Source organism: Dorea sp. Marseille-P4042, assembly GCF_900290215.1.
Taxonomy (GTDB): Bacteria; Bacillota; Clostridia; order Lachnospirales; family Lachnospiraceae; genus Dorea; species Dorea formicigenerans.
This window is the reverse complement of the sequence record NZ_OLMI01000001.1, coordinates 261,155-283,238: the sequence shown is the minus strand read 5'-3', so window position 1 is coordinate 283,238 and position 22,084 is coordinate 261,155. Positions and strand designations below refer to the sequence as shown.

22 protein-coding genes are annotated in these 22,084 nt (G+C 39.6%); 2 read left to right on the top strand and 20 right to left on the bottom strand.

Annotated elements, in window-relative coordinates; genetic code table 11:
• Positions 1-253: 253 nt before the first annotated feature.
• Together C7E02_RS01385 and C7E02_RS01380 are read right to left on the bottom strand one after the other, a co-directional pair.
• Positions 254-1,252: a DUF5688 family protein gene (locus tag C7E02_RS01385; RefSeq protein ID WP_105308595.1), complete on the bottom strand. Its 999-nt coding sequence runs from the start codon at positions 1,250-1,252 to the stop codon at positions 254-256.
• A gap of 296 nt (positions 1,253-1,548) precedes the next feature.
• Positions 1,549-1,938, bottom strand: coding sequence for a LysM peptidoglycan-binding domain-containing protein (locus C7E02_RS01380; protein ID WP_005336330.1), 390 nt, complete (start codon positions 1,936-1,938; stop codon positions 1,549-1,551).
• A gap of 293 nt (positions 1,939-2,231) precedes the next feature.
• On the opposite strand from C7E02_RS01380, the gene lexA reads away from it, so the two are divergent.
• Entirely contained in the window at positions 2,232-2,849 is a 618-nt protein-coding gene (gene lexA / locus C7E02_RS01375; RefSeq protein ID WP_005336329.1) for a transcriptional repressor LexA, read from the top strand.
• 263 nt (positions 2,850-3,112) lie between these two features.
• On the opposite strand, the gene rsfS is transcribed toward lexA, so the two are convergent.
• From rsfS to yhbY, 4 genes are all read right to left on the bottom strand, one after another.
• Positions 3,113-3,466 (bottom strand): ribosome silencing factor, encoded by a 354-nt coding sequence (rsfS, locus tag C7E02_RS01370; RefSeq protein WP_005336327.1) that lies wholly within the window; start codon positions 3,464-3,466, stop codon positions 3,113-3,115.
• 102 nt (positions 3,467-3,568) lie between these two features.
• Positions 3,569-4,150 (bottom strand): bis(5'-nucleosyl)-tetraphosphatase (symmetrical) YqeK, encoded by a 582-nt coding sequence (gene yqeK, locus C7E02_RS01365; RefSeq protein WP_005332788.1) that lies wholly within the window; start codon positions 4,148-4,150, stop codon positions 3,569-3,571.
• Positions 4,122-4,748, bottom strand: coding sequence for a nicotinate-nucleotide adenylyltransferase (gene nadD, locus C7E02_RS01360; protein ID WP_005336326.1), 627 nt, complete (start codon positions 4,746-4,748; stop codon positions 4,122-4,124). Before nadD ends, yqeK begins: the two co-directional genes overlap by 29 nt.
• A 56-nt stretch (positions 4,749-4,804) precedes the next feature.
• On the bottom strand, positions 4,805-5,095 hold the full coding sequence (yhbY, locus tag C7E02_RS01355; RefSeq protein WP_005332792.1) for a ribosome assembly RNA-binding protein YhbY: 291 nt from the start codon (positions 5,093-5,095) through the stop codon (positions 4,805-4,807).
• 299 nt (positions 5,096-5,394) lie between these two features.
• Between yhbY and C7E02_RS01345 the strand changes: the two genes are divergently transcribed.
• On the top strand, positions 5,395-6,741 hold the full coding sequence (locus C7E02_RS01345) for an IS110 family transposase (protein WP_105308594.1): 1,347 nt from the start codon (positions 5,395-5,397) through the stop codon (positions 6,739-6,741).
• A 124-nt stretch (positions 6,742-6,865) separates the two neighbouring features.
• On the opposite strand, the gene obgE is transcribed toward C7E02_RS01345, so the two are convergent.
• From obgE to C7E02_RS01275, 14 genes are all read right to left on the bottom strand, one after another.
• Positions 6,866-8,155, bottom strand: a complete 1,290-nt coding sequence (gene obgE / locus C7E02_RS01340) for a GTPase ObgE (RefSeq protein ID WP_005336321.1) — start codon at positions 8,153-8,155, stop codon at positions 6,866-6,868.
• Positions 8,156-8,267: 112 nt separating this feature from the next.
• A complete protein-coding gene (gene rpmA, locus C7E02_RS01335) occupies positions 8,268-8,549 on the bottom strand; it encodes a 50S ribosomal protein L27 (RefSeq protein ID WP_005332800.1) in 282 nt (93 codons plus the stop codon).
• Between the two features lie 5 nt (positions 8,550-8,554).
• Positions 8,555-8,887: a ribosomal-processing cysteine protease Prp gene (locus C7E02_RS01330; RefSeq protein ID WP_005332802.1), complete on the bottom strand. Its 333-nt coding sequence runs from the start codon at positions 8,885-8,887 to the stop codon at positions 8,555-8,557.
• Positions 8,888-8,907: 20 nt separating this feature from the next.
• On the bottom strand, positions 8,908-9,216 hold the full coding sequence (rplU, locus tag C7E02_RS01325) for a 50S ribosomal protein L21 (RefSeq protein ID WP_005332804.1): 309 nt from the start codon (positions 9,214-9,216) through the stop codon (positions 8,908-8,910).
• A gap of 196 nt (positions 9,217-9,412) precedes the next feature.
• Entirely contained in the window at positions 9,413-10,204 is a 792-nt protein-coding gene (locus tag C7E02_RS01320) for an amidohydrolase family protein (protein WP_005336319.1), read from the bottom strand.
• A 10-nt stretch (positions 10,205-10,214) separates the two neighbouring features.
• On the bottom strand, positions 10,215-11,546 hold the full coding sequence (locus C7E02_RS01315) for an aspartate kinase (RefSeq protein WP_022278385.1): 1,332 nt from the start codon (positions 11,544-11,546) through the stop codon (positions 10,215-10,217).
• 86 nt (positions 11,547-11,632) lie between these two features.
• Entirely contained in the window at positions 11,633-12,241 is a 609-nt protein-coding gene (locus C7E02_RS01310) for an HAD family hydrolase (protein WP_005336312.1), read from the bottom strand.
• A 54-nt stretch (positions 12,242-12,295) separates the two neighbouring features.
• Complete coding sequence (gene ybaK / locus C7E02_RS01305; protein ID WP_022278387.1) at positions 12,296-12,781, bottom strand: Cys-tRNA(Pro) deacylase; 486 nt, start codon at positions 12,779-12,781, stop codon at positions 12,296-12,298.
• A gap of 84 nt (positions 12,782-12,865) precedes the next feature.
• Positions 12,866-13,585 carry a TIGR03936 family radical SAM-associated protein gene (locus C7E02_RS01300; protein ID WP_105308593.1) on the bottom strand — a complete coding sequence of 240 codons (720 nt, stop codon included), beginning with the start codon at positions 13,583-13,585 and terminating at the stop codon, positions 12,866-12,868.
• A complete protein-coding gene (locus C7E02_RS01295) occupies positions 13,569-15,434 on the bottom strand; it encodes a TIGR03960 family B12-binding radical SAM protein (RefSeq protein WP_022278389.1) in 1,866 nt (621 codons plus the stop codon). The genes C7E02_RS01300 and C7E02_RS01295 overlap by 17 nt, the downstream gene beginning before the upstream one ends.
• A gap of 313 nt (positions 15,435-15,747) precedes the next feature.
• Complete coding sequence (locus C7E02_RS01290; RefSeq protein WP_105308592.1) at positions 15,748-17,094, bottom strand: MATE family efflux transporter; 1,347 nt, start codon at positions 17,092-17,094, stop codon at positions 15,748-15,750.
• A gap of 138 nt (positions 17,095-17,232) precedes the next feature.
• Positions 17,233-19,479 (bottom strand): NlpC/P60 family protein, encoded by a 2,247-nt coding sequence (locus tag C7E02_RS01285; protein ID WP_022278391.1) that lies wholly within the window; start codon positions 19,477-19,479, stop codon positions 17,233-17,235.
• Positions 19,480-19,629: 150 nt separating this feature from the next.
• Positions 19,630-21,573: a polysaccharide deacetylase family protein gene (locus tag C7E02_RS01280; RefSeq protein WP_105308591.1), complete on the bottom strand. Its 1,944-nt coding sequence runs from the start codon at positions 21,571-21,573 to the stop codon at positions 19,630-19,632.
• 123 nt (positions 21,574-21,696) lie between these two features.
• Positions 21,697-22,014, bottom strand: coding sequence for a hypothetical protein (locus tag C7E02_RS01275; RefSeq protein ID WP_005336299.1), 318 nt, complete (start codon positions 22,012-22,014; stop codon positions 21,697-21,699).
• Positions 22,015-22,084: the final 70 nt, after the last annotated feature.

The window sequence follows — 22,084 nt, the reverse complement described above, 5'->3', positions numbered from 1 at the left end:
AATCTCTACACCGCTAATATCAACAATTAAAAAGATCCTTTTCTATCGAGTAATCAACTTTTGTTATCCAAATTTCTCTCGTATATTCAATACAGGTTTCGGTACAAAATCAAATCAATTAGAACAACTTACTTATTCATTACATTGACATTATTTACCTACTACCATTATTTTACTCAGTCTCTGAATTTAAGTCAATTAATTTGATATTGGAATATTTCCAGGCAGATTGCCCACTGAAAGTGTTTCAAAATTACATTTCCATAGGTTTTAATTCTTTCTTCTCGTTATCGTAAACAAATATTTGACGGCTCAGAACATCACTCGCTTGATTAAACATTTTATTTACATCTTTTAAAGAACGAAGAATCCGTCTCGGCTGTACTGTTGATACAGGGTGAATTCGTACATCGTGAATACTTGTAAACGATACATAATAACTTCCGCCACAAATTTCTGCCAGTTTCTCTAATACTCCAGGATAAAACATTGCAATTGCTCCATTTTTCTTTTTCACTGTCGTAATTGTCGGTGCAAATAATGGATTTATCTTTTCAAGCTTATATCCAAATGCCATAAACGCTCCCTGAGTATATGGAGGATCCATCAAATCTTCTGCACGCATGTACATACGCGGCGGTGCCCAGACATTCGTATTCCGTAATGCATCTTCCCATATCTCCCCATAATCCTTCTCCCATTTATCAATAAATGCTTTTTGGGCTTTCACAGTACCTAATCCCATTTTCTCATCGTCATAAAGCAATACATATAATACAAGTGCAATATCACCAATCTTCTTGTATACACAATCCTTTAATTCGTATTTATTATCGGTAAAATTTATTGGCCGGACAATCAGACGATTACGAATAAACTCATAATCTGTAATATTCTTCATAATCTCATCCGGACTGTAAAATGATGCCAGCTTGATATTTTCACTGATAATAAAATCAACTCTCTCCCAGCCAAATTCCTGATATTCATTGTACAGTTCTTTGACAGAAAATCGGCAATAAGTATCTGTTCTGCCCTCTAATGTTACAGTTAAATTAAGAAAGTCACCGATTAGCGTATCCGATTCTACATGATTATATTTTACATTTGTATTCCGTATAAACTCTTTTTCGATATCACTTTCAGCGTTATATCCGTCGGGATAAAATTTATAATTTTCTTCGGAAATGTTCCATTTTTCATTCTTTAGTATATGTTTTTTTAATTCTTCCACAAATGTTAAATATTCCATTTGATTCCTCCTTTTTTCATATTCATATATGTATGTTATATTTGTCAAAATTCTAAAGTTAAAATTAATTATGACAATCTACTTTTTAACTTTTTTTATTTACGTCTAATATATTTATGATAACTTCTTGTAATTTTATTGTCAATTCTCTTCTTAGTATAAAGACAGGGCATAAAACTATCTCTAATCTTATGCCCTGTCCATGGGTGAGTGTTTATATATAAGAGAATAACATTCTTATATATCTGAGTAATAAAATATATCTTAAACGCTATATTATTTACACAACAGACTAATTATCTTGCCTGTGTGTCATAATAAGCTACTGTAAGGTATTGTCCTGCGTGGATCTGATCTGATGTAAGTCCATTAATAGACATTACTTCATCAATATAGTCATAAATAGAATCGTAGTCATCACCTCTGTATTCTTTAGCGATTCCCCATAACGTATCACCTTCTTTGATCTCAATGCTCTTGTAAAATTTCTGTTCTGGCTGTTCACTCTTATCGTGGGCGGATACCAGATTGCTTCCAAGTGCAATACTTAATCCAGCAATCATAATAAATGCTACAATCCAAAGTGTTAATGTGTCTCTGCATGTCTTATGCGTTTTCGATTGACACTTTCCTGATTCTGTTCTTCCCATTGTTCTTTCTACTGCATATTCGTTACCCATTCTCATAACTTTTACACTCCTCTTTTTTTGATTCCCTAACATGAAATTCTAAATTGTAACTATATCTTTTTGTAGTATCGAATGAATGTTCTCGAACTTTTGTTCGTGATTATATTATATCGAACAGTTGTTTGGATGTCAATATCTTTTTATAAAAATCCGAACATATTTTCTAAACATTTGTTTGCTTTTTAATATGCCCTGTGATAAAATATAACCATCAAATTAGAGACGCTATATCACTAAACTATAAGTATATAGAAGGGCTGATATGAATATACGGGAGGATTATTATAATTATGGCACAGGGTAAGATTACTCCAAAACAACAAGAGATTTTAGATTATATCAAATCACAGATACTGGAACGTGGATTTCCACCTGCAGTACGTGACATATGTGAAGCTGTTCATCTAAAATCTACTTCTTCTGTCCATTCTCATCTTGAGACATTGGAGAAGAATGGATATATTAAGCGTGACTCAACAAAACCGAGGGCAATTGAGATTTTAGATGAGTCTTTTAATTTTAACAGACGTGAGATGGTCAATGTTCCATTAATTGGTCGTGTAGCAGCCGGAGAACCTCTTCTGGCACAGCAGAATATCGAGAACTACTTTCCTATTCCGATGGAATTCATGCCGAACAATCAGACCTTCATGCTGACTGTTTGCGGCGAGAGTATGATTAATGCAGGAATTCTTAACGGGGATATGGTACTGGTAGAGCAACAGCAGACAGCATATAACGGAGATATGGTTGTTGCATTGATCGATGATGGTGCAACTGTAAAGACTTTTTATAAAGAAGAAGGATTTATCAGACTTCAACCGGAGAATGACTTTATGGATCCGATCATCGTAAGAGACTGTCAGATTCTCGGCAAAGTGATTGGTGTATTTAGATTTTTTAAATAATTTGGGGAGCATCCCAGAAATTGTTGGAACAAATCATACCAATAAATCTTTATCTACTGGAGACTTGATTAATATAGAATATGATGGCGAAATTGAAGAATCAAATCCACCTTCAATCACTGCTCTTCGAATAGAAAAATTAGATAATCGAGATTTATTATACTGAAAACCCGACTTCAGGAACACATTAATTATAAAAACGGTATGACCTGCGCCATACCGTTTTTTATATTCCACTCTTCTGTTGTATCTAAATTCATTTATTAAGATAATTCGTTCATCTCAACGTCTTTTCCATCACTCCAGATTCTCTCTAGATTATAGAATGGACGGTTTTCTCTGTCAAAAATATGAATGATGATATCACCGTAATCCAGAAGTACCCATGTACCGCTGTTATTACCTTCCTGCTCTTTCAACTCATATCCGGCTTTATGCATCTTCTCTTCTACATTGTCAACAAGTGCACGTACCTGACTGTCACTGGTTCCATTTGTTATAACAAAATAATCTCCAATGACAGATATCCCAGATATATCGATCACACGAATATCTTCACCCTTTTTCTCATCCAGTGCCTGATATGCTACGCGTGCCATTTCCAGTGCCTGATTCATTCTGTCTCCTCCTGTTATTTTGAATTCGCAGGAATGCGAGTGATTTTGTTGCCCGTCACCTATCGTGGACGCCATCGCCCATCGCATATCTGCTATTAATTATTAATGTTTGGAATAAAGTTCATTGTAATATTGATAAGTCTCTTCGGTTGTCTGATCAATTGGCATGTCCTGCGCTTTCAGATACACCAGGGAATCTCGCAAAATACGATACAGACACTTATCAATATCTTCAAATGCCAAATGTCTCACATCCATCATATTTGGCAGCTCTTTGCGCCCCGGCTCCATATAATCTGCAATATATACAATCTTTTCTAAAAGACTCATTCCCGGACGTCCTGTCGTATGAGAGCGAATTGCCATAAGAATCTCTTCATCTTCTATATCATACTTATCTTTCGCCAGATAAGCACCTAATTTTGCATGCAAGAGACTTGGATTCTTTCGTTCGATTTCTGAAATCTCCAGATTGTATTTTTCGCACATTTTTATCTTTGTATGTCCTGGAATGCATTTTGCGCAATCATGTAAAAGTCCAGCAAGTAAGGCCTTTTTCAAATCTGCGCCATAACGCATTGCCAGTGCTGCTGAAGTATACATTACCCCCTGTGTATGGCGATAGCGGTCTTCATCCAGTTCTTTCATTAATTTTTTACTGATTTTTTCGATTTCCTGATCCATACAGTCCTTCCTTTCTGATGTAAGCTTCAACTTCTGCCGGAATGTATTCTGACACAGGTTCTCCTGATTCTATAAGTTTTCTGATTTCATGAGACGATACGTGTTCTAAAGGCATTGCAAGGAACTTTATATGTGCTCCATATTTTCCTTTAAGCATCTGTATCTGTCCATTTAAGGACTCTTTGGTCGCCGCCTCATCTCTGCATGCTGCAAGAATAATACATGCCTTAAAAAGCCTTTCCGGGTGTTTCCATGTTTCGATTGAAAAAAGGGAATCTGCTCCTATGATAAAATAAAATTCATCGTCCGGATACATTTTCCGAAAATGTTCCATCGTTTTATAAGAGTAAGATACTTTTTCCCGCTTCGCTTCATATTCCTGCAGATAAAACTGCTTATTAGCTTTTATTGCAATCTGGGTCATGGCAATTCTTTCATGAATATCTGACTCAATAGAAGACTGTTTTTTATGCGGAGGCATTCCATTTGGCATAAACCAGATCTGATCCAGATCGAACTGCGTAAGTGCAGTCTGGGCAAGATGTAAATGTCCATTGTGGATCGGATCAAATGTACCTCCCATCATTCCTATCTTCATAGATACCACCTCACTGATACCATACATTTTTTTGTTACTGCTTCTTCTGATATCATTTACGGAAGGACAATCTTCTTATTCTTATCTTTTCCTTCTTTATAAAGAACAATTTTTTTGCCGATCACCTGAACAACCTGAGAATGTGTACGCTCTGCCAGCATACTTGCCAATTCTTTTGGATCGTCTGCACAGTTCTTCAGAACACTAATCTTAATCAGTTCTCTTGCTTCCAGTGCCTCAGCGATTGCTTTTGTAAATTCTGGTGTCATACTGCTTTTTCCAATCTGAAAGATTGGATCCATAGTCATAGCCAGACCCTTTAAATATGCTCTCTGCTTCGTTGTCATAACGTGATTTTAATTTCCTTTCTACTACAATATATTTATGGTTAATATCCCTTACAGCCAGTAAGGAATTATCCATCTTGTTGCTTAAGCTGTATAATGGTGGAGCAATTGGTATATCGGCTTCCTTTCTTGGACTTCGCGTCCGTAAAATAGACTGATAACCAGTTCCTCATTCGCAGCGTTCGTTTTATGCAGGTTGAATCGCCATAGGTGCATTCGCGTCACACCACAGTAGATTGAATGGGCAATGAGTAAAACTGGTATTTATCCATTGCAATAATCTTAAGGAGTGACAATTTATGAACGCAGTAGGTATCGATGTTTCAAAAGGTAAAAGTATGGTTGCTATCATGCGACCATTCGGTGAAATTGTTTCCACACCTTTTGAAATCAAACACACGGCCAGTGACATTAATTCACTTGTAGAACTCATCAACTCTGTTGAAGGTGAGTCACGAATCGTGATGGAACATACAGGACGTTATTATGAAGTCCTCGCTCATCAGCTTTCAGAGGCAAATCTTTTCGTCAGTGCCATTAACCCAAAACTTATCAAAGACTTTGATAATGATTCTCTTCGTAAAGTGAAATCTGATAAAGCGGATGCTGTTAAGATCGCCCGATATGTTCTTGACAAATGGCAAAATCTTAAACAGTATAATGTTATGGATGAATTACGCAATCAGCTCAAAACCATGAACCGTCAGTTCGGCTTTTACATGAAACACAAGACGGCTATGAAAAATAATCTTATCGGCATCCTTGACCAAACCTATCCTGGTGTTAATACTTACTTTGACAGTCCTGCACGCAGTGACGGCAGCCAGAAATGGGTTGATTTTGCATCTACATACTGGCATGTGGACTGTGTCCGTAAAATGTCCCTGAATGCCTTTATNCTTGACCAAACCTATCCTGGTGTTAATACTTACTTTGACAGTCCTGCACGCAGTGACGGCAGCCAGAAATGGGTTGATTTTGCATCTACATACTGGCATGTGGACTGTGTCCGTAAAATGTCCCTGAATGCCTTTATTGACCATTATCAAAACTGGTGCAAACGCAAGAAGTACAACTTCAGTCAGTCAAAAGCTGAAGAAATCTATGGAAAAGCAAAGGAACTTGTTCCTGTACTTCCAAAGGATGCCCTTACAAAGCTTATTATCAAGCAAGCTGTAGACCAGCTTAATAGTGCCTCTACAACTGTTGAGTCACTACGCACTCTCATGAATGAAACTGCATCCAAACTCCCGGAATATCCTGTCGTTATGGCTATGAAAGGTGTTGGAACTTCTCTTGGTCCTCAGTTGATGGCTGAGATCGGAGATGTTTCCCGTTTCACTCACAAAAGTGCTATTACTGCATTTGCCGGTGTAGATCCCGGTGTTAATGAATCTGGAACCTATGAACGAAAAAGTGTTCCTACCTCAAAACGAGGTTCCGCTGATCTAAGAAAGGCTTTATTTCAGGTAATGGATGTCCTAATTAAAACGCATCCTCAAGATGATCCTGTTTATCAGTTCTTAGATAAGAAACGGACTCAAGGCAAGCCTTACTATGTCTATATGACTGCAGGTGCCAACAAGTTTCTAAGAATCTACTACGGACGAGTGAAAGAATATCTTTCATCTCTTTCAGAATCCTAATTATCCACTAATATTTTCAGACCAGCACTGGTGTGGTGGTCTTATTTTGATACCCAATTTTCAACCTGTATAAAATTTTCAATGTTCTTTCAATTTAGCCTTGACTTTTTATTTGCAGGCTATTTTATTTGTAATAATCGAACTGAAGGCCATACATTTTCACAGTATCTCCTTCTTCTATTCCAAGTTCTTCAAGCTGCTCCAGGATTCCTGTATCCTTTAAGAACTTCTGGAAGAACGCAAATCCTTTTTCCGAATCCAGGTTCGTGTAACCAAGCATCTTCTCAATCTTTGGTCCTTCTACTATATACATACCGTCTTCTTTCTCAACTGTATATGGAAGATCCAGATTAATAAGTTCTTCATCTGGGAAATACTCAGGCTCGAAGATAATTGGCGCAACATCCAGCTTCTCGATCTCAGTAGAAACATAATAAAGAAGCTCTTTGATTCCTGCTCCTGTAACACCAGAAATTGGAAATACTTTGATTCCCTGTGGTTCAAATTCTTTTTTCAAACGTTCTACCGGATTTTCTGACTCACCATCATCGTAAATCAGGTCTATTTTATTCGCTGCAATGACTTGTGGACGGCTTGCGATCTCTGCATTGTATGCATGTAGTTCTGCATTGATCTTATGAATATCATCCACTGGATCACGCCCTTCACTTCCTGCTGCATCTACAACATGAATCATCATCTTTGTACGCTCAATATGTCTCAAAAACTCATGTCCAAGTCCGATACCTTCAGATGCTCCCTCAATAAGTCCCGGAATATCTGCGATAACAAATCCATTGGCGCCTTCAAGATCAACAACTCCAAGGTTCGGATTGAGTGTTGTAAAGTGATAATTTGCAATTTTCGGCTGTGCATTGGTTACTCTGGAAAGAAGTGTAGATTTTCCGACATTCGGGAAACCTACCAGTCCAACGTCAGCGATTACCTTAAGCTCAAGTTTTACCATCAGCTCTTTTGCCGGCTGTCCAGGCTGTGCATACTTCGGAATCTGCATAGTCGCTGTCGCAAAATGCTGATTTCCAAGGCCTCCTTTTCCACCTTTTAAGATGACCTGACGTCTGTTGTCTCCAGACATATCGGCAATGACCTTGCCTGACTCAGCCTCTTTGATGACAGTCCCTTCAGGAACTTTCAATACGATATCATCAGCGTCTTTGCCATGGCATCTCTTCTTTCCGCCTGGTTCACCGTCTTTCGCTGCATATTTTCTGCGGTGTCTGTAATCCTGAAGAGTATTCAATCCTTCGTCCACTTCAAAGATTACATCTCCGCCACGACCACCGTCACCGCCGTCCGGTCCGCCGTTGGGAACATATAATTCTCTTCGGAAACTGACGTGTCCATCGCCACCTTTTCCGGATCTGATCGATATTGTCGCTCTGTCTGCAAACATGTTCTTTCTCCTTTTTTATAATAAAATGCTGTTTTATGATAAAGAAAAAAGATGCTGCACATAACTAACAACTAGCATCAGTTATATTGCAGCATCTTTTGCTCATTCTTAATTATGCTACTGGATAGATAGAAACCTGTTTCTTATCTCTTCCTTTTCTTTCAAATCTTACAACGCCATCAACGAGAGCGAATAATGTATCATCTCCGCCACGTCCTACGTTAAGACCTGGGTGAATCTTTGTTCCACGCTGTCTGTAAAGGATATTACCAGCTTTTACAAACTGTCCGTCAGCTCTCTTAGCACCAAGTCTCTTAGACTCGGAATCTCTACCGTTCTTTGTAGAACCAACTCCTTTTTTATGAGCAAAAAACTGAAGATTTAAGTTCATCATGGTTGTTACACCTCCTCGAAAGTTAAATCAATATATTCTTCGTAGTTCTCGTCATCAGCCATTCCTTTGAGTCCGAGAATCATCGTGTTCAGAAGAAGTCCGGCTTCTTTAGAAGGATTACCTTCCAGATGCCAGGAAATCATGCCTGTCTCTTCATCAGAAAATACAGAAAATGCATCTTCTGTATAAAGTTCAATTGCATTCATCGTATTGATAATCAATACCGATGCTGCTGCACACACAATATCCTGTCCTGGATCTGCATATTCAGCATGTCCCTCTGTCTGAAATCCTGTACATTCTTCCTTCTCATTTTGATAAATGACTACATGAATCATGGATAATCTCCAAAAATTAATTATGCATTAATCTTCTCGATCTTAACTGCAGTGTACTGCTGTCTGTGACCGTTTTTCTTATGGTATCCAGTTTTTCTCTTATACTTGTAAACGATAACTTTTCTTGCTTTACCGTTCTCAACTACAGAAGCTTCAACTGTTGCACCTTCAACAGTCGGATTACCAACCTTTAATCCGTCGTTGCTTACTGCGAGCACCTGGTCGAAAGTATAAGTCTCTCCAGCCTCAACACCAAGCTTCTCTACTTTAATGATATCGCCTTCAGCTACTTTGTACTGTTTACCACCTGTTGCTATAATTGCGTACATATGGCACCTCCTATTATCATTACTCGCCAATTACGGTGTCTGCAAAATAATTTTGCAAGACTTTTAAACCTCATTGTGCGGCATACCTGTATATATTAGCATATGGTTTTTTAAAAATCAAGTCTTTTTCCAAAAATTCAAAAATAATTTTCAACGCTTATCAAAAACTGCAGAACCGCTCACAATTAATGTGTAATTATAATCCCAGTAATTTTACTGCTGTCCCAGCAAAAATCTGATTTCGTTCTTCCTCTTCCAAAGGCATTTCCTTCAAAATCTCTACAAACTTTTTCTGATCTGCCCACGGAGAATCAGTTCCAAACACAATCCTGTCTGCACCGTGTTCGCGTACCATACGAAGAAACTGTTCTTGCGGCATACGGTCAAGAATCACACCTGTATCAAAATAAACATTTCTTCCAACCAGCCGCTCTTCCACCTCACTCCAGAGCTCATTACCACCCATGTGTGCAAGCACCAGTTTCTCTGGTTCCACTTCATTCAATACTTCTTCTGCCATGGCCGGCGTGCAGTGTATATTATCCGGACACTTCGGATCTCGACCTGCATGCACGCTGATTATCAGTCCAAGCTCAGTAGCATAGGAAATAATTCTCTTATAACGGATATCGTTAAAATAAGTATCCTGATAATCCGGATGAAGTTTGATTCCTTTCATGCCCATATCCTGGATCTGTTTCAGTTCTTCTTTATAATTCTCACTTTCCGGATGCAGACTTCCAAAAGAAATGAGTGTCCCTTCCTGAAAATGTGTTGCAAATTCATTGATTGTATGAAACTGACCTGGTCTGGTTGCAATCGGAAGCACGATAGAATGATCAATACCTGCCTGTTTTGTAGATTCTTTTAGCCCTTTCCATGTTCCATCGGTAAACGGATTCATGTCACCGCCTGTCTTTGACAGGAAATCAATCGTTCTTGCAGCAATTTTATCTGGAAACATATGCGTGTGAAAATCTATGATCATAGTTTCTCCTTTAAATTCTTGTATTTACAAAAATGTCATAAATTGCTTTAATTGCTGCATCAAAATCGTGATTTCTCACACCAATGATAATATTCAGCTCACTGGAACCCTGATCGATCATCTTTACGTTAACATTTGCATGTGCCAGTGCTGAGAATATTCTTCCGGAAGTTCCTCTCGTGGCACGCATACCGCGTCCCACAACCGCGATCAGCGCAAGATCTGATTCCAGTTCCAGGAAATCCGGTTCAACTGCACGATGGATTCCCGCAATCACTTTCTGCTCTCTCTCAGCAAATTCGTCCTGATGAACGAAGATTGTCATAGTGTCAATTCCAGATGGCATATGTTCAATAGAAATTCCATTATCTTCAAATACTGTCAGAACTTTACGACAGAACCCTACCTCTGAGTTCATCATGGCTTTTTCAACTGTAATGGAGGCAAAATCCTTCTTACCAGCCACACCAGTGATCGTAAATCTCGGTTTCTGGCATGTTGCTTCAACAATCAGAGTTCCCTTGTCTTCCGGAGCATTAGTATTCCGGATGTTGATTGGAATTCCTTCTCTTCTTACAGGGAAAATTGCGTCTTCATGAAGAACTGTTGCACCCATGTAAGACAACTCACGAAGCTCTCTGTAAGTAATCACGTCGATTGCCTTTGGATTCTTGATAATACGCGGATCTGCAATCAGGAACCCTGATACGTCTGTCCAGTTCTCATACATATCTGCATGTACTGCTCTTGCTACGATAGAACCAGTAATATCAGATCCTCCTCTGGAAAATGTATGGATTGTTCCGTCCGGATTAGATCCATAGAATCCAGGAATGACTGCCCGCTCTGTATGCGCCAGTCTCTCGGACAATACTTCGTTTGTCTTCTCAGCGTCAAATTCTCCTTCTTCATCAAAGAAAATGACTTCAGCTGCATCAATAAATTCATATCCCAGATAAGCTGCCATGATAATACCATTCAGATATTCTCCTCTGGAAGCAGCGTAATCTCTCCCGATCTTTTTACTGAAGTTCTCCTGGATCGTCTTAAATTCATCGTCCAGAGAAATCGTAAGCTCCAATCCATTAATAATAGAATCATATCGATCTTTGATAACTTTCAGGATTTCTTCAAAATCCTCTTCTCTGTCATCATCTAAAATTGCCTGTCCGTAACATTTATACAAAAGGTCTGTCACTTTTGTGTCACCAGAATGACGCTTCCCAGGCGCTGACGGAACCACATAACGTCTTGTCTCTTCTTTTCGGATAATAGCTCCTACTTTTTTGAACTGAGCAGCACTGGCCAGTGAACTTCCTCCGAATTTTACGACCTTTATCATCTTTTTTGTATTCCTCCACATAACATAATCTAGTAATGCTGAATAATTTATCATCCTATGAAAAAACTATCTTCTGATATATTACATTATTTTTCAAGCATCTGCAATGGAATATCTGTATTAAATACGACTCCATTTATGCCCACCTTTCGTGCACCTTCCACATTTTCAGGTCTGTCATCAAAGAACAGTGCCTGTTCCGGAACGATTTTATAACGCTTAAGAAGTATCTCATAAATCTTTGGATCCGGCTTCATACATTTCTCCTTCCAGGAAAATACCCCTCCGTCAAATGTTTTCAAAAAGCTTAATTGCTCCTCTGACTGACAGTACATTTCGTCAGAATAATTGGACAGATAGTACATTTTCATTCCTTTTTCATGAATATACGAAAGCCAACGTTCTGTTACCGGATACGGGACAATGGACGCGCCAAATCCTTCGAACACTTTGCGGATATCTCCCTCAATCTCCGGATCATTTTCAATAAACGAGTCAAGCCACTCCTGTGTCGTGTAAAGTCCGGAATCACCTTTATCCCAGTCATCACTGCGAAATACTGCATCTGCCACACGGTCAAACATCGCACCTTCATAACCAAGATCATGAAGATAGTCCTCCCACGCAAAATGTATCAATACATTTCCAATATCAAAAATTACGGTATCCATATTTTCTGTCAGGTAATTATCCATAATTGTCTCTCCTTCTTTCAGGAATGCCTCGGCATTCTCGCAAAAAATCCTCTGTTAATCTTTATGAATAACATCAGCAAACTGTGCGTTTGCGGCTTTTGCAAGATCTTCAGGCAACAAAGTCAATTGCATGCCCAGCTTTCCACCGCTGACATGCATATGATCCAGTTCTTTTGCATCTTCCTGGATCACTGTCGGGAACTGTTTCTTCATTCCGATTGATGTACAGCCTCCCCGCACATATCCAGTCACCTTTGTCAATTCTTTCAGATGAAGCATCTCCAGTGATTTTTCACCTACAACTTTTGCAGCCTTCTTAAAATCGATTTCTTCCTCGATAGGAATAACAAAGACATAATGCCCTCCGCTTTTTCCTGTTGTTACCAGTGTCTTGTATACATATTTATGATCATACCCTAACTTGTCCGCAGTCTCAATACCGTCTGAAAATTCATCACATTCATATTCTTCATATTCATATGGAATCTTCATACGATCCAACATACGCATGGCATTTGTCTTTACTTCTTTTTTACTCAAGTTAATCACTCCTTGTCTTAGTGAACAAAGAATGCGCCTCGGCACATTCTCGCTGTAAAAAACACGTCAAACTACTCTTTCTAACTAAGAACAGACCATCGGTGTTCCAAGTGCCTCAAGGGGCACCAATTTTCCAGCCTCGTCCCTTGCATATACATCGAGGCGATTATAGAACAACGGTGCATCTTCCTGCCCAATATATTTCAGAAATGTTTCCATTACAAGATCTGGTTTCAAGTTCTGTTCGCTACCGGTTGCCAGATATAGATATAGATATTCTTCCTTTATTTCTGACCCGTAAATCATCGGCTTAATATCAACTTCTTTTTCGCTCTTCTTTGTCTTCTTCCAAACCAAAATCTGCTCCTGACTTAAGAACTTCTCCCAGGATTCTTTCCATTCAGACGGAATCTTTCTTCGAACATCCGAACTCTTTCCTGATTCCAGTAAAAACACCTGATAATCGGAGGCTGCCGTAATCGTCATACCACTGGCCTTTTTCTCCTCGGAAATCTGCACCATACTTACCATCTCAATTCCTTCTACGCTGACTGCATTCATTCGGGCCACCGCTTCTTTTGAATCAATCGGCTCTGTCAATTCAATATCCAGATATTCTCCGTCACTGGTAAGGCCGATTCCTAGCGGCTGAGCAAATGACATGATCATATGCGGACTGTATCCGCCGCTGAACGCGATCGGTATGTCTGCCCGCCGCATCACTTTTTGAAAGAAACGCATAACATCCAAATGTCCGATAAATTTCATACATCCGTATTTTCGAAATTTAATTCTTGCCTTCAACACAGACACCTCCTCCCCATCTTGCGGCACCACAGCCGGAACACTGCATTCTGCAGTTCGGTGTTACTTCTCCTTTCATAGCTTTGTCCCATTCTTTTCTCAAGAATTTTTTCGTAACACCAATATCAATGAAATCCCACGGGAACACTTCATCTTCATAGCGTTCTCGTAAATTGTAAAATCCAATATCAATTCCAGTATTTTCAAATGCCTGCATCCATTTATCATTGTCGAACTGATCACTCCAGGAATCGTAAATAGCTCCCAGACGATATACTTCCTCAATCAGTTTTCCGACCTTTCGGTCGCCTCTGGCAAGGATACCTTCCAGAACAGTCACTTCTGCATCATGCCAGTTGTACTTCAGACTCTTACGGTTAAGCTGATCTTGAAATGCATGTTTCACAATGGCAGCTCTTGCAATATATTCTGTATTTTCATACATCGGCGCCCACTGGAATGGAGTGAACGGTTTCGGAATAAAGAAAGAACTACTGGCTGTGATCTGACATTTTCCATTGCGCTGATCCTTTGGAATCTCATAGTAGCGTCTCGCAATTTTATCTGCCAGAACCGCAATCTCTTTCATATCTTCTTCGGTTTCCGTCGGAAGTCCAAGCATAAAGTAAAGTTTTACCTTGTTCCAGCCCCCGTCAAATGCCTGTCCTGCACCACCGAGAATATCCTCTTCCGTAAGTCCTTTATTAATCACATTCCTCATTCTCTGGGAACCAGCCTCCGGTGCAAATGTCACACTACTTTTCTTAATATCCTGGACACGTTCCATAACATCCAGAGAAAAGGCATCAATTCGAAGAGACGGCAGAGAAATATTGATCCCTTTTCCTTTGAATTCGTCGATCAGGAAGTTTACAAGCTCCTTTAGCTGACTGTAATCACTGGAACTTAAGGAACTAAGTGAAATCTCTTCATGCCCGGTGCTCTTTAACATCTTATAAGCATACTGTTTCAAAACCTCTACATCTTTTTCTCTGGTCGGACGATACAACATTCCTGCCTGGCAGAAGCGGCAGCCTCGGATACAGCCACGCTGGATCTCAAGTACAACACGATCCTGTGTCGCACGAATAAATGGAACGACCGGATTCTCCGGGTAGACAGCCTCGCTCATATCCATAACAAGCTGCTTCTTGATCTTTTCTTTTGCATTTGGATGATTCGGTACAAATGAATCAATCGTGCCATCTTCTTTATATGTTACATCATAAAACGCCGGAACATAGATACCTTCTACCTCTGCAGCTTTTGCCAGATAATCCCATCTGCTTCCACCATTTTTCTTATTTTCTTTGTAAATATCTAAGAGCTGGTCATAAACCGTTTCCCCTTCACCGATATAAAACATATCAAAAAATTCTGCAATTGGTTCCGGATTATAGGTGCAAGGACCGCCGCCGATTACAATCGGATCATCCTCCGTCCTTTCTTTTGCGTGAAGCGGAATTCCGCTCAGATCCAGAATCTGCAAAATATTCGTATAGCACATTTCGTACTGGATTGTAATACCGAGAAAATCAAACTCTTTCACTGGATCCTGAGATTCCAATGCAAAAAGAGGAATATGTTCCTCGCGCATCACCTTGTCCAGATCTACCCACGGAGAATAGACACGCTCACACCACACATCCTCACGGCGGTTGAACATGTCATAAAGAATCTGGATGCCAAGATGGGACATTCCAATTTCGTAGACGTCCGGGAAACACATAGCGAACCTGACATCTACCTTTTCCGGGTCTTTCATGACCGAATTATACTCGCCTCCGATATAACGGGCAGGTTTCTCGATTTTTAGTAATATTTCATCGTTTAAAGCAAGTTTTCTCATTAAATCTCCTTGATTCTTTGTGCAATATACACAAAGAAATTCTTACTGTTTTTTTTGTAAAATCGTAAATTTTCGTTGTTTTTTGTAACTGTTTTTTTTGCTGTATTTTAGTCTATTCTAGGGTGAAAATTGTAAATTACTACAAAACTTCCAGAATCCTGAACACTGACTGACGTTTAGTAATGGTTAACAATATATAATAATATATGGTAATCAGATAATAGTCAATTAAATTCGATTGCATATTTTTCCACATATTATTCACTATCGGTTACATCCAGGATTTCCTGTCAAATCTTAGCATAACCTACTGTTACCCATGCACTTTTCTCCTCACAAAATAAAAGCAAATAACTTGCATCGCAATTGTAATGAGCCATGATGCCGGATATGAAATAAACAGAAATGCCAGCGAACGGTGAGCCGGGAACAACCAGAACACCCATACAATTCTTGTTCCCACTGTACCAATAACGGATAAGATCATTGGTACTGTTGAACGATCCATACCACGGAGTGCCCCTGGAAAAAGATCCATAATTCCGCACAGGAAATATGTCACGGTGGTATATGCAAAAATTTCTATACCACAACGGATTACTTCCGCCTCTTCTGTATATAATCTCAGAATCTCTGCTCCAAATAAATAAACTCCGCCTCCTAATACAAGCGATACGACAACCGTCAGAATCAGGCAATCCATCAATATTTTATCCATACGTTTCAGTTTTCGCAGTCCATAGTTCTGACTGGTAAAGCTCATACATGCCTGTGTGATTGCATTGACAGAGACATATAAGAATCCAAAAATATTATTTGCTGCTGTATATCCGGCCATAGTTGTTGAACCAAATGAATTCACCGAAGATTGAAGCAATGCATTTGAAAAATTAATTACAGTACTTTGAATACCAGCCGGGATTCCGACCTGGCAGATTGGTTTCAGATATTCCTTCCGTATCTTCAAGCGGGAAAATCGTAACTGGTAGCTGCTTTTAGTTCTGTATAAACAACCAATTACCAGTACACAGGAAATAAATTGTGAAGTCACCGTTGCAATTGCAACTCCTGCCACGTCCAGATGGAATACAATAACAAGCAACATATTTAAGCATGCATTGACCACTCCGGAAATAATCAGGAATATCAGCGGCCGTTTCGTATCTCCGACAGCTCTTAATATGGCTGCGCCGTAATTATAAAGCATAAAAAAAGGCATACCCAGGAAATAAATTCTCATATACAGCGTTGCCTGATCAATAACATCAGAAGGGGTACCCATAATCTCAAGCGCAAGTCTTGAAAAAAATAATCCCACAAAAATCATAATAATTCCACTGATCAAAGCAAACATCATCGCTGTATGAACGGTCTCGGACATTTCTTCATGCCTTCCCGCCGCATAGTATCGGGCAGCTAATACATTTGCACCAAGAGAAATACCAATAAATAAGTTTGTAAAAAGATAAATAAGTGCTGTCGTTGCTCCTACTGCCGCAAGAGACTGGCTTCCACTGAATCTTCCTACGACTACAATATCAACCGCATTGAACATTAACTGCAGCATACCGGATAACATCAACGGCAATGCAAATGATATTAACTTGTCCATGATTGATCCATTACACATATCAATCTCGTATTTGTTTTCCCTGCTCATAATTTTCTTCCTTTTTATTATCCTCTATTATATGAAAATAAACGCCTGTGTTTTTAGCTCAGAAAAGACAGCAAAGCATGCTTTCATTGCTTTACTGTCTCTCATTTTACAATTCATAATAAATCTTCAAAAAAATCCTTACTTAACCAGATATACAGAGGCATTTGCCACGCCAAGCGCCTCTGCCTCTTCATGGCTGTTCACATAGATATCAATGTGATTCTGCTTAATCGCTCCACCACAGTCTTCTGCTGTAAATATATGTCCTCCGATGATAACTTTTGTTCCGTATGGAATGACACTTGGATCAACTGCAATGGTTCTTCCTTCTGCCACACGGCTTCCTGTTGCTGTAATTCCATCTGCTTTATTACAACACTTTTCGCATGCACAGTAGTATGTAATCTTAAAATTCCCAAGACAAGCTCCATACATATCTGTCGTTGCATTGACTTCTCCAATGCCTCCATCAACAACTGCCTCATTATCCTCTAATATACGAGTTGCCCACACTGCATTTTCCGTATTGACAGTGCCACTGATAATTCCGGCTTTCGTGTTGGCTGCCTCAATCGTTTTTCCATCGCCAGCATACATGACTACATGGTAAACATGTCCTGCTTTTGCGTAGAAAATCAGATCTCCCGGCTGGGCATCTTCCACAGGAATCTGTGTCCCATACTGACTCTGATCTTGTGCAACTCTTGGAAGTTCATATCCGTATGCCTTATAAATCTGCTGCACAAATCCAGAACAGTCTGCCCCTTCTGTCAGACTGGTTCCTCCCCAGACATATGGATTACCTATAAACTGAGAAGCATATTCCAAAATAGATTCTCGAACTGCTCCATTCGGAGTTCCTTCTTTTGTAGACGTAAGTGTATAGTAAAGTGCCTGATTCTCTTCTGGCGATATAATTTCTTCTGCAGTCTGATAGTGATCCTCACCTGTAATCTCCACCTGTGTGGTTACTTCATCTCCAGTATTCAGATATTGTCTTGCCACAAATCCACGCACATCTGCGGACTCCACATATACCCAGTCAGAATCCGCATCTGCAAGCACATAACAAAGCGCTCCCTGATTCATCGTTCCCACGATTCTGGATTCTGTACCTTTGCCCTCACGTACATTCAGCATCGTCGCATTTACCGTCGCATAATTCTTATCTGCAACAGTTTGATTTACCGTTGCACGCAGATACGTATATGCCTGATTTTCCAGTGGTGAAACTAATGTCTGGGCAATTGCTGCCGTTCCTTCAATTCCAGTATATTCCGTCCCATTCTCTGCTGCAGTTTTCTTTGCTTCTTTTTGATAAACTTCCAAAAGTTTCTGCGCTGCATTGCTGGTATAAACTTCTGATGCTTTCACAAATCCTCTGACATTACCGGACTCTACGTAAAGCCAGCCATTTTCTTCTTCTTTTAAAATGTAAAGAAGACCATTCTTATCAAGTTTACCAATGTAACGGACCTGCTCAGCATTCTGATCTGTTACATTCTCATTTAGCGTCACATCGTCTTCTGTCTGTTGCTGTTCGGTAATAAGCTCTGCGTGAATTGCTGCTTTTTTATTCTGCTCTGTCTTTTCGTAAATGGCATTTAACTTTTTTGCTTCTTTTTTCGCAGCCTTTTTATCTGCTTTCAAAGACTCATCTGATGTGTCGGCGGTTCCATCTATTCCTTCTGGAATGGATTCTCTGACATACAGATCATCCTTTGCAAATGCATAAGTTCTCGCAACTGTCCAAAATCTGAAATCATCAATAATCTGTGGAAGTTTTACAATCTGCTGCCTGGAAATTAAATCCTCATTACTCGCTGTTTCTGTATTCTCAGTTTGAACCGCTTCCTCCTGATTAGCTTGCCCATTCTGATCTGTCTCTGTATTTTCTATATTGTCAGCAGGAGTTTCCGGTTCATCTGGCTCACTCGGTGTTGTCGGCGCTTCCGGCTCACTCGGTGTTGTCGGCTCTTCCGGTGTTTCCGGTTTACTCGGTTCACTCGGTTCTGTCGGTGTTGTCGGTATTTCCGGTTCGCTCGGTTCTACGGGTGTTCCCAGTTCTGTTACTCGTTCTCCGGTTGTCGGATCTACCTTCTGTCCAGTCGTCACATCTTTCAGAAACTTATCGGTATCCAGCTTCACCTCATTGCGCTGAATCATTCCAAGTACTACTTCAGATACTTTTACCAAAGTTTCTGAACCATCGACTTTTTTAGCCAGTACATTTTGTACCCCTGCCTGTTGTTCCATCGTACTGTCAGATATATTATCATCTGCAAGTACTGAAATCGGTGTGCCAAATGTCATGCCAACTGCCAGAATCCCTGCCAATGTCTTTGTTCCTTGCTTTTTTATAATGTTTGTCCTTTTAGCTTTCACAAGTTGTCCTTTCTTAACTATTGAATAATATTCAAGAATGCCTCGGCATTCTTGCTGCGAGGTGCGCGTCATGCAATTGTATGACATACTTCTACTGCGCACCTCTGCAAGTCTACACTCTACAGATTCTTTCTTTAACACCTTATGATTTCAATTACTCTTCTTGCCACTCTTTTTGGGACTGCTGTTTTTTGAAGAACTGCTGTCTTTTGAAGAACTGCTGTCACTTTTCTTTGAGCTGTCTGCATCAGATGTTGCTTCACTCTTCGCATCAGATGTTGAACTGCTGCTTGTATCTGTCAGGGCTGAGCCGCTGCTCTTATACTTTTCTACATCTTTTGCCCAGAAATCAACATACTTCTCACCGTTCTGTAATGCAACGCCTTTTGCCTTTGCCATCTCTGAAACTGTCACGAGCTGATAGCCTGCTTCTTCAAGTTTTGGGATCAAGACAAGTGCCGCATCAATAGATTCTGTATGGATATCATGCATCAGAATAACATCTCCATCCTGTACATCATTCATAACCGTATCAATGCTTGACTGCGCATTTCTTGTCTTCCAATCCAGGGTGTCAATACTCCATAAAATCATTGGCAGTCCTACAGAAGATCTTACCGTATCATTGATTGCACCATAAGGTGGTCTCATGACGGTTGCCGTGGATCCTGCTGCCTGTTGGATCAGATCGTTCGTTGTACCAATCTGATTTGCGATCTTATCTGCACTGAGCTTCGTAAGCTGCGGATGGTCATAAGAATGGTTTCCTAATTCACAACCAGTTTCTTTCATCTTCTTTACAAAATCTTCTTTTCCTGGAATATTCTTTCCCTGCATAAAAAATGTTGCATGTGCATTATACTTCTCTAACTGATCCAGAAGCTCTCCGGTTCGTTCTCCCGGTCCGTCATCAAATGTAAGCGCCACCATCGGTTTACTCGCATCAATATTGACATCTCCTTTTGATTTCAGTTTACCTTTTTTGGAAAATGTACATTTTACAAGACCTACCTGAACTTCTCCGGTCGCCATAATTCCACTATTGTCAAAATAATAATCATCATCTTCAATGGTCTGCCAGCCAATGACTGCCGCACCATTATCCCCTAGATAATATGTTCCGTCATCAGTTTTCTTCCATCCGGTCTGCATAACACCGTCTTTATTGAAGAAATATGTTGCATTATTGATGGTCTGCTTTCCGGTTACTTTATTACCATCTGCATCAAAATAATAAGTCTTACCTTTGGAAACCACAAAATCATTCATTACATATGTACCATCGTACTTCTTAAACTTGTCTCCATCCCATGTTCCTGTTGGATTTGTCACAACAAATGTACCGCCTTCAACTGTCAGTCTGACTTTATGTTTCCATTCATTCTCCAGCTTTTTCTGGATATCGGAATTCATCTTAATCGTGATCTTGTATTTTCCTTCTGTATCAGTCTTGGCATCTGTGGAAATCTCATAATTCTTTCCAGCTCTCAGTTCATTGATGAAATCTGCAACACTGTAACCCTTTTTCTTATCCAACCATACTTTGGCAGCTTTTTTCTCGTCCTCTGATGTTGCCGTAGCTGTAAGATTTACCGGATCCTGACTGTTCTGTTGTATTTCAATCTTGTCTGCTTTGAGCGTAACTTCAGTCTTAACACCAATCACTCCGGCAAACTTTAATATTCCGGTCAAGACCAGACACGCAAGTACTAAACAGGCTGCCAAAATCAGGAGTTGATTCCTCTTCTTTCTCTTTCGGTGGTTTTTAAGGCTTCCATGTCTTTCACTTCTGCTATCATACCCTTTCAGATCATCCGATTTTTTCTTCGAATGGTTTCCATGGATTCTTCTATTCTCATGAGAGATCCAATCATCGTCTTCGTCATAGTCAGAATACATCTCCGAATCTTCTGCTTCTGTTCCGTAATCTATATAATCTTCGTCCAGATTATAATCTTCATCCAGATCATAGTCTTCATAGTCTTCATCGTCATCTAATCCGCTGCCTTCATCGTCCAGATCATAGTCTTCACCAAAATCATATCTCTGATCTTCATCTATATTAAATTCATCTTCATCTCGAAATTTTCTCATAGGTATTCTTTCTCCACTTTTCCTTTTCTTATTCTCAGTTAAGTATAGCTCAGTTCGACATTTTTCTCAACGGGATAGTTATTAGGAATTTCTTAAGGTTTTGTTACAACTTATTACAACCTGTTACAATGATTTCCAAATTTCCTGAATATCCGTATCTTTTGTAATTTCATTGGCTATATCACTGCTGCTCATATGAAATACTTCCTGTTTTTGTTTATCTATTGTTAAAAATGCAGCAAACATCAATGCACACAAAAAAAGGCGGATTCCAAATGTTCCGCCTTTTGTATCTTCATTTATATCCTCTTGTGACTTTCCATACAGGTAATGATATGCATTTGCATATCTTGGGTGTACTGCAGGTATCGTCCTTCTATCATTATACAGAGCCCTTGTCTGCTCCAAAAGCTCCTGCCTGCGTCTTTCTGCATCATTCATAGCTTCCTCCACCTTATTCATTATTGAACATTTATCGCTTTCTTAAATCTATGAACTTACTTATGCACCT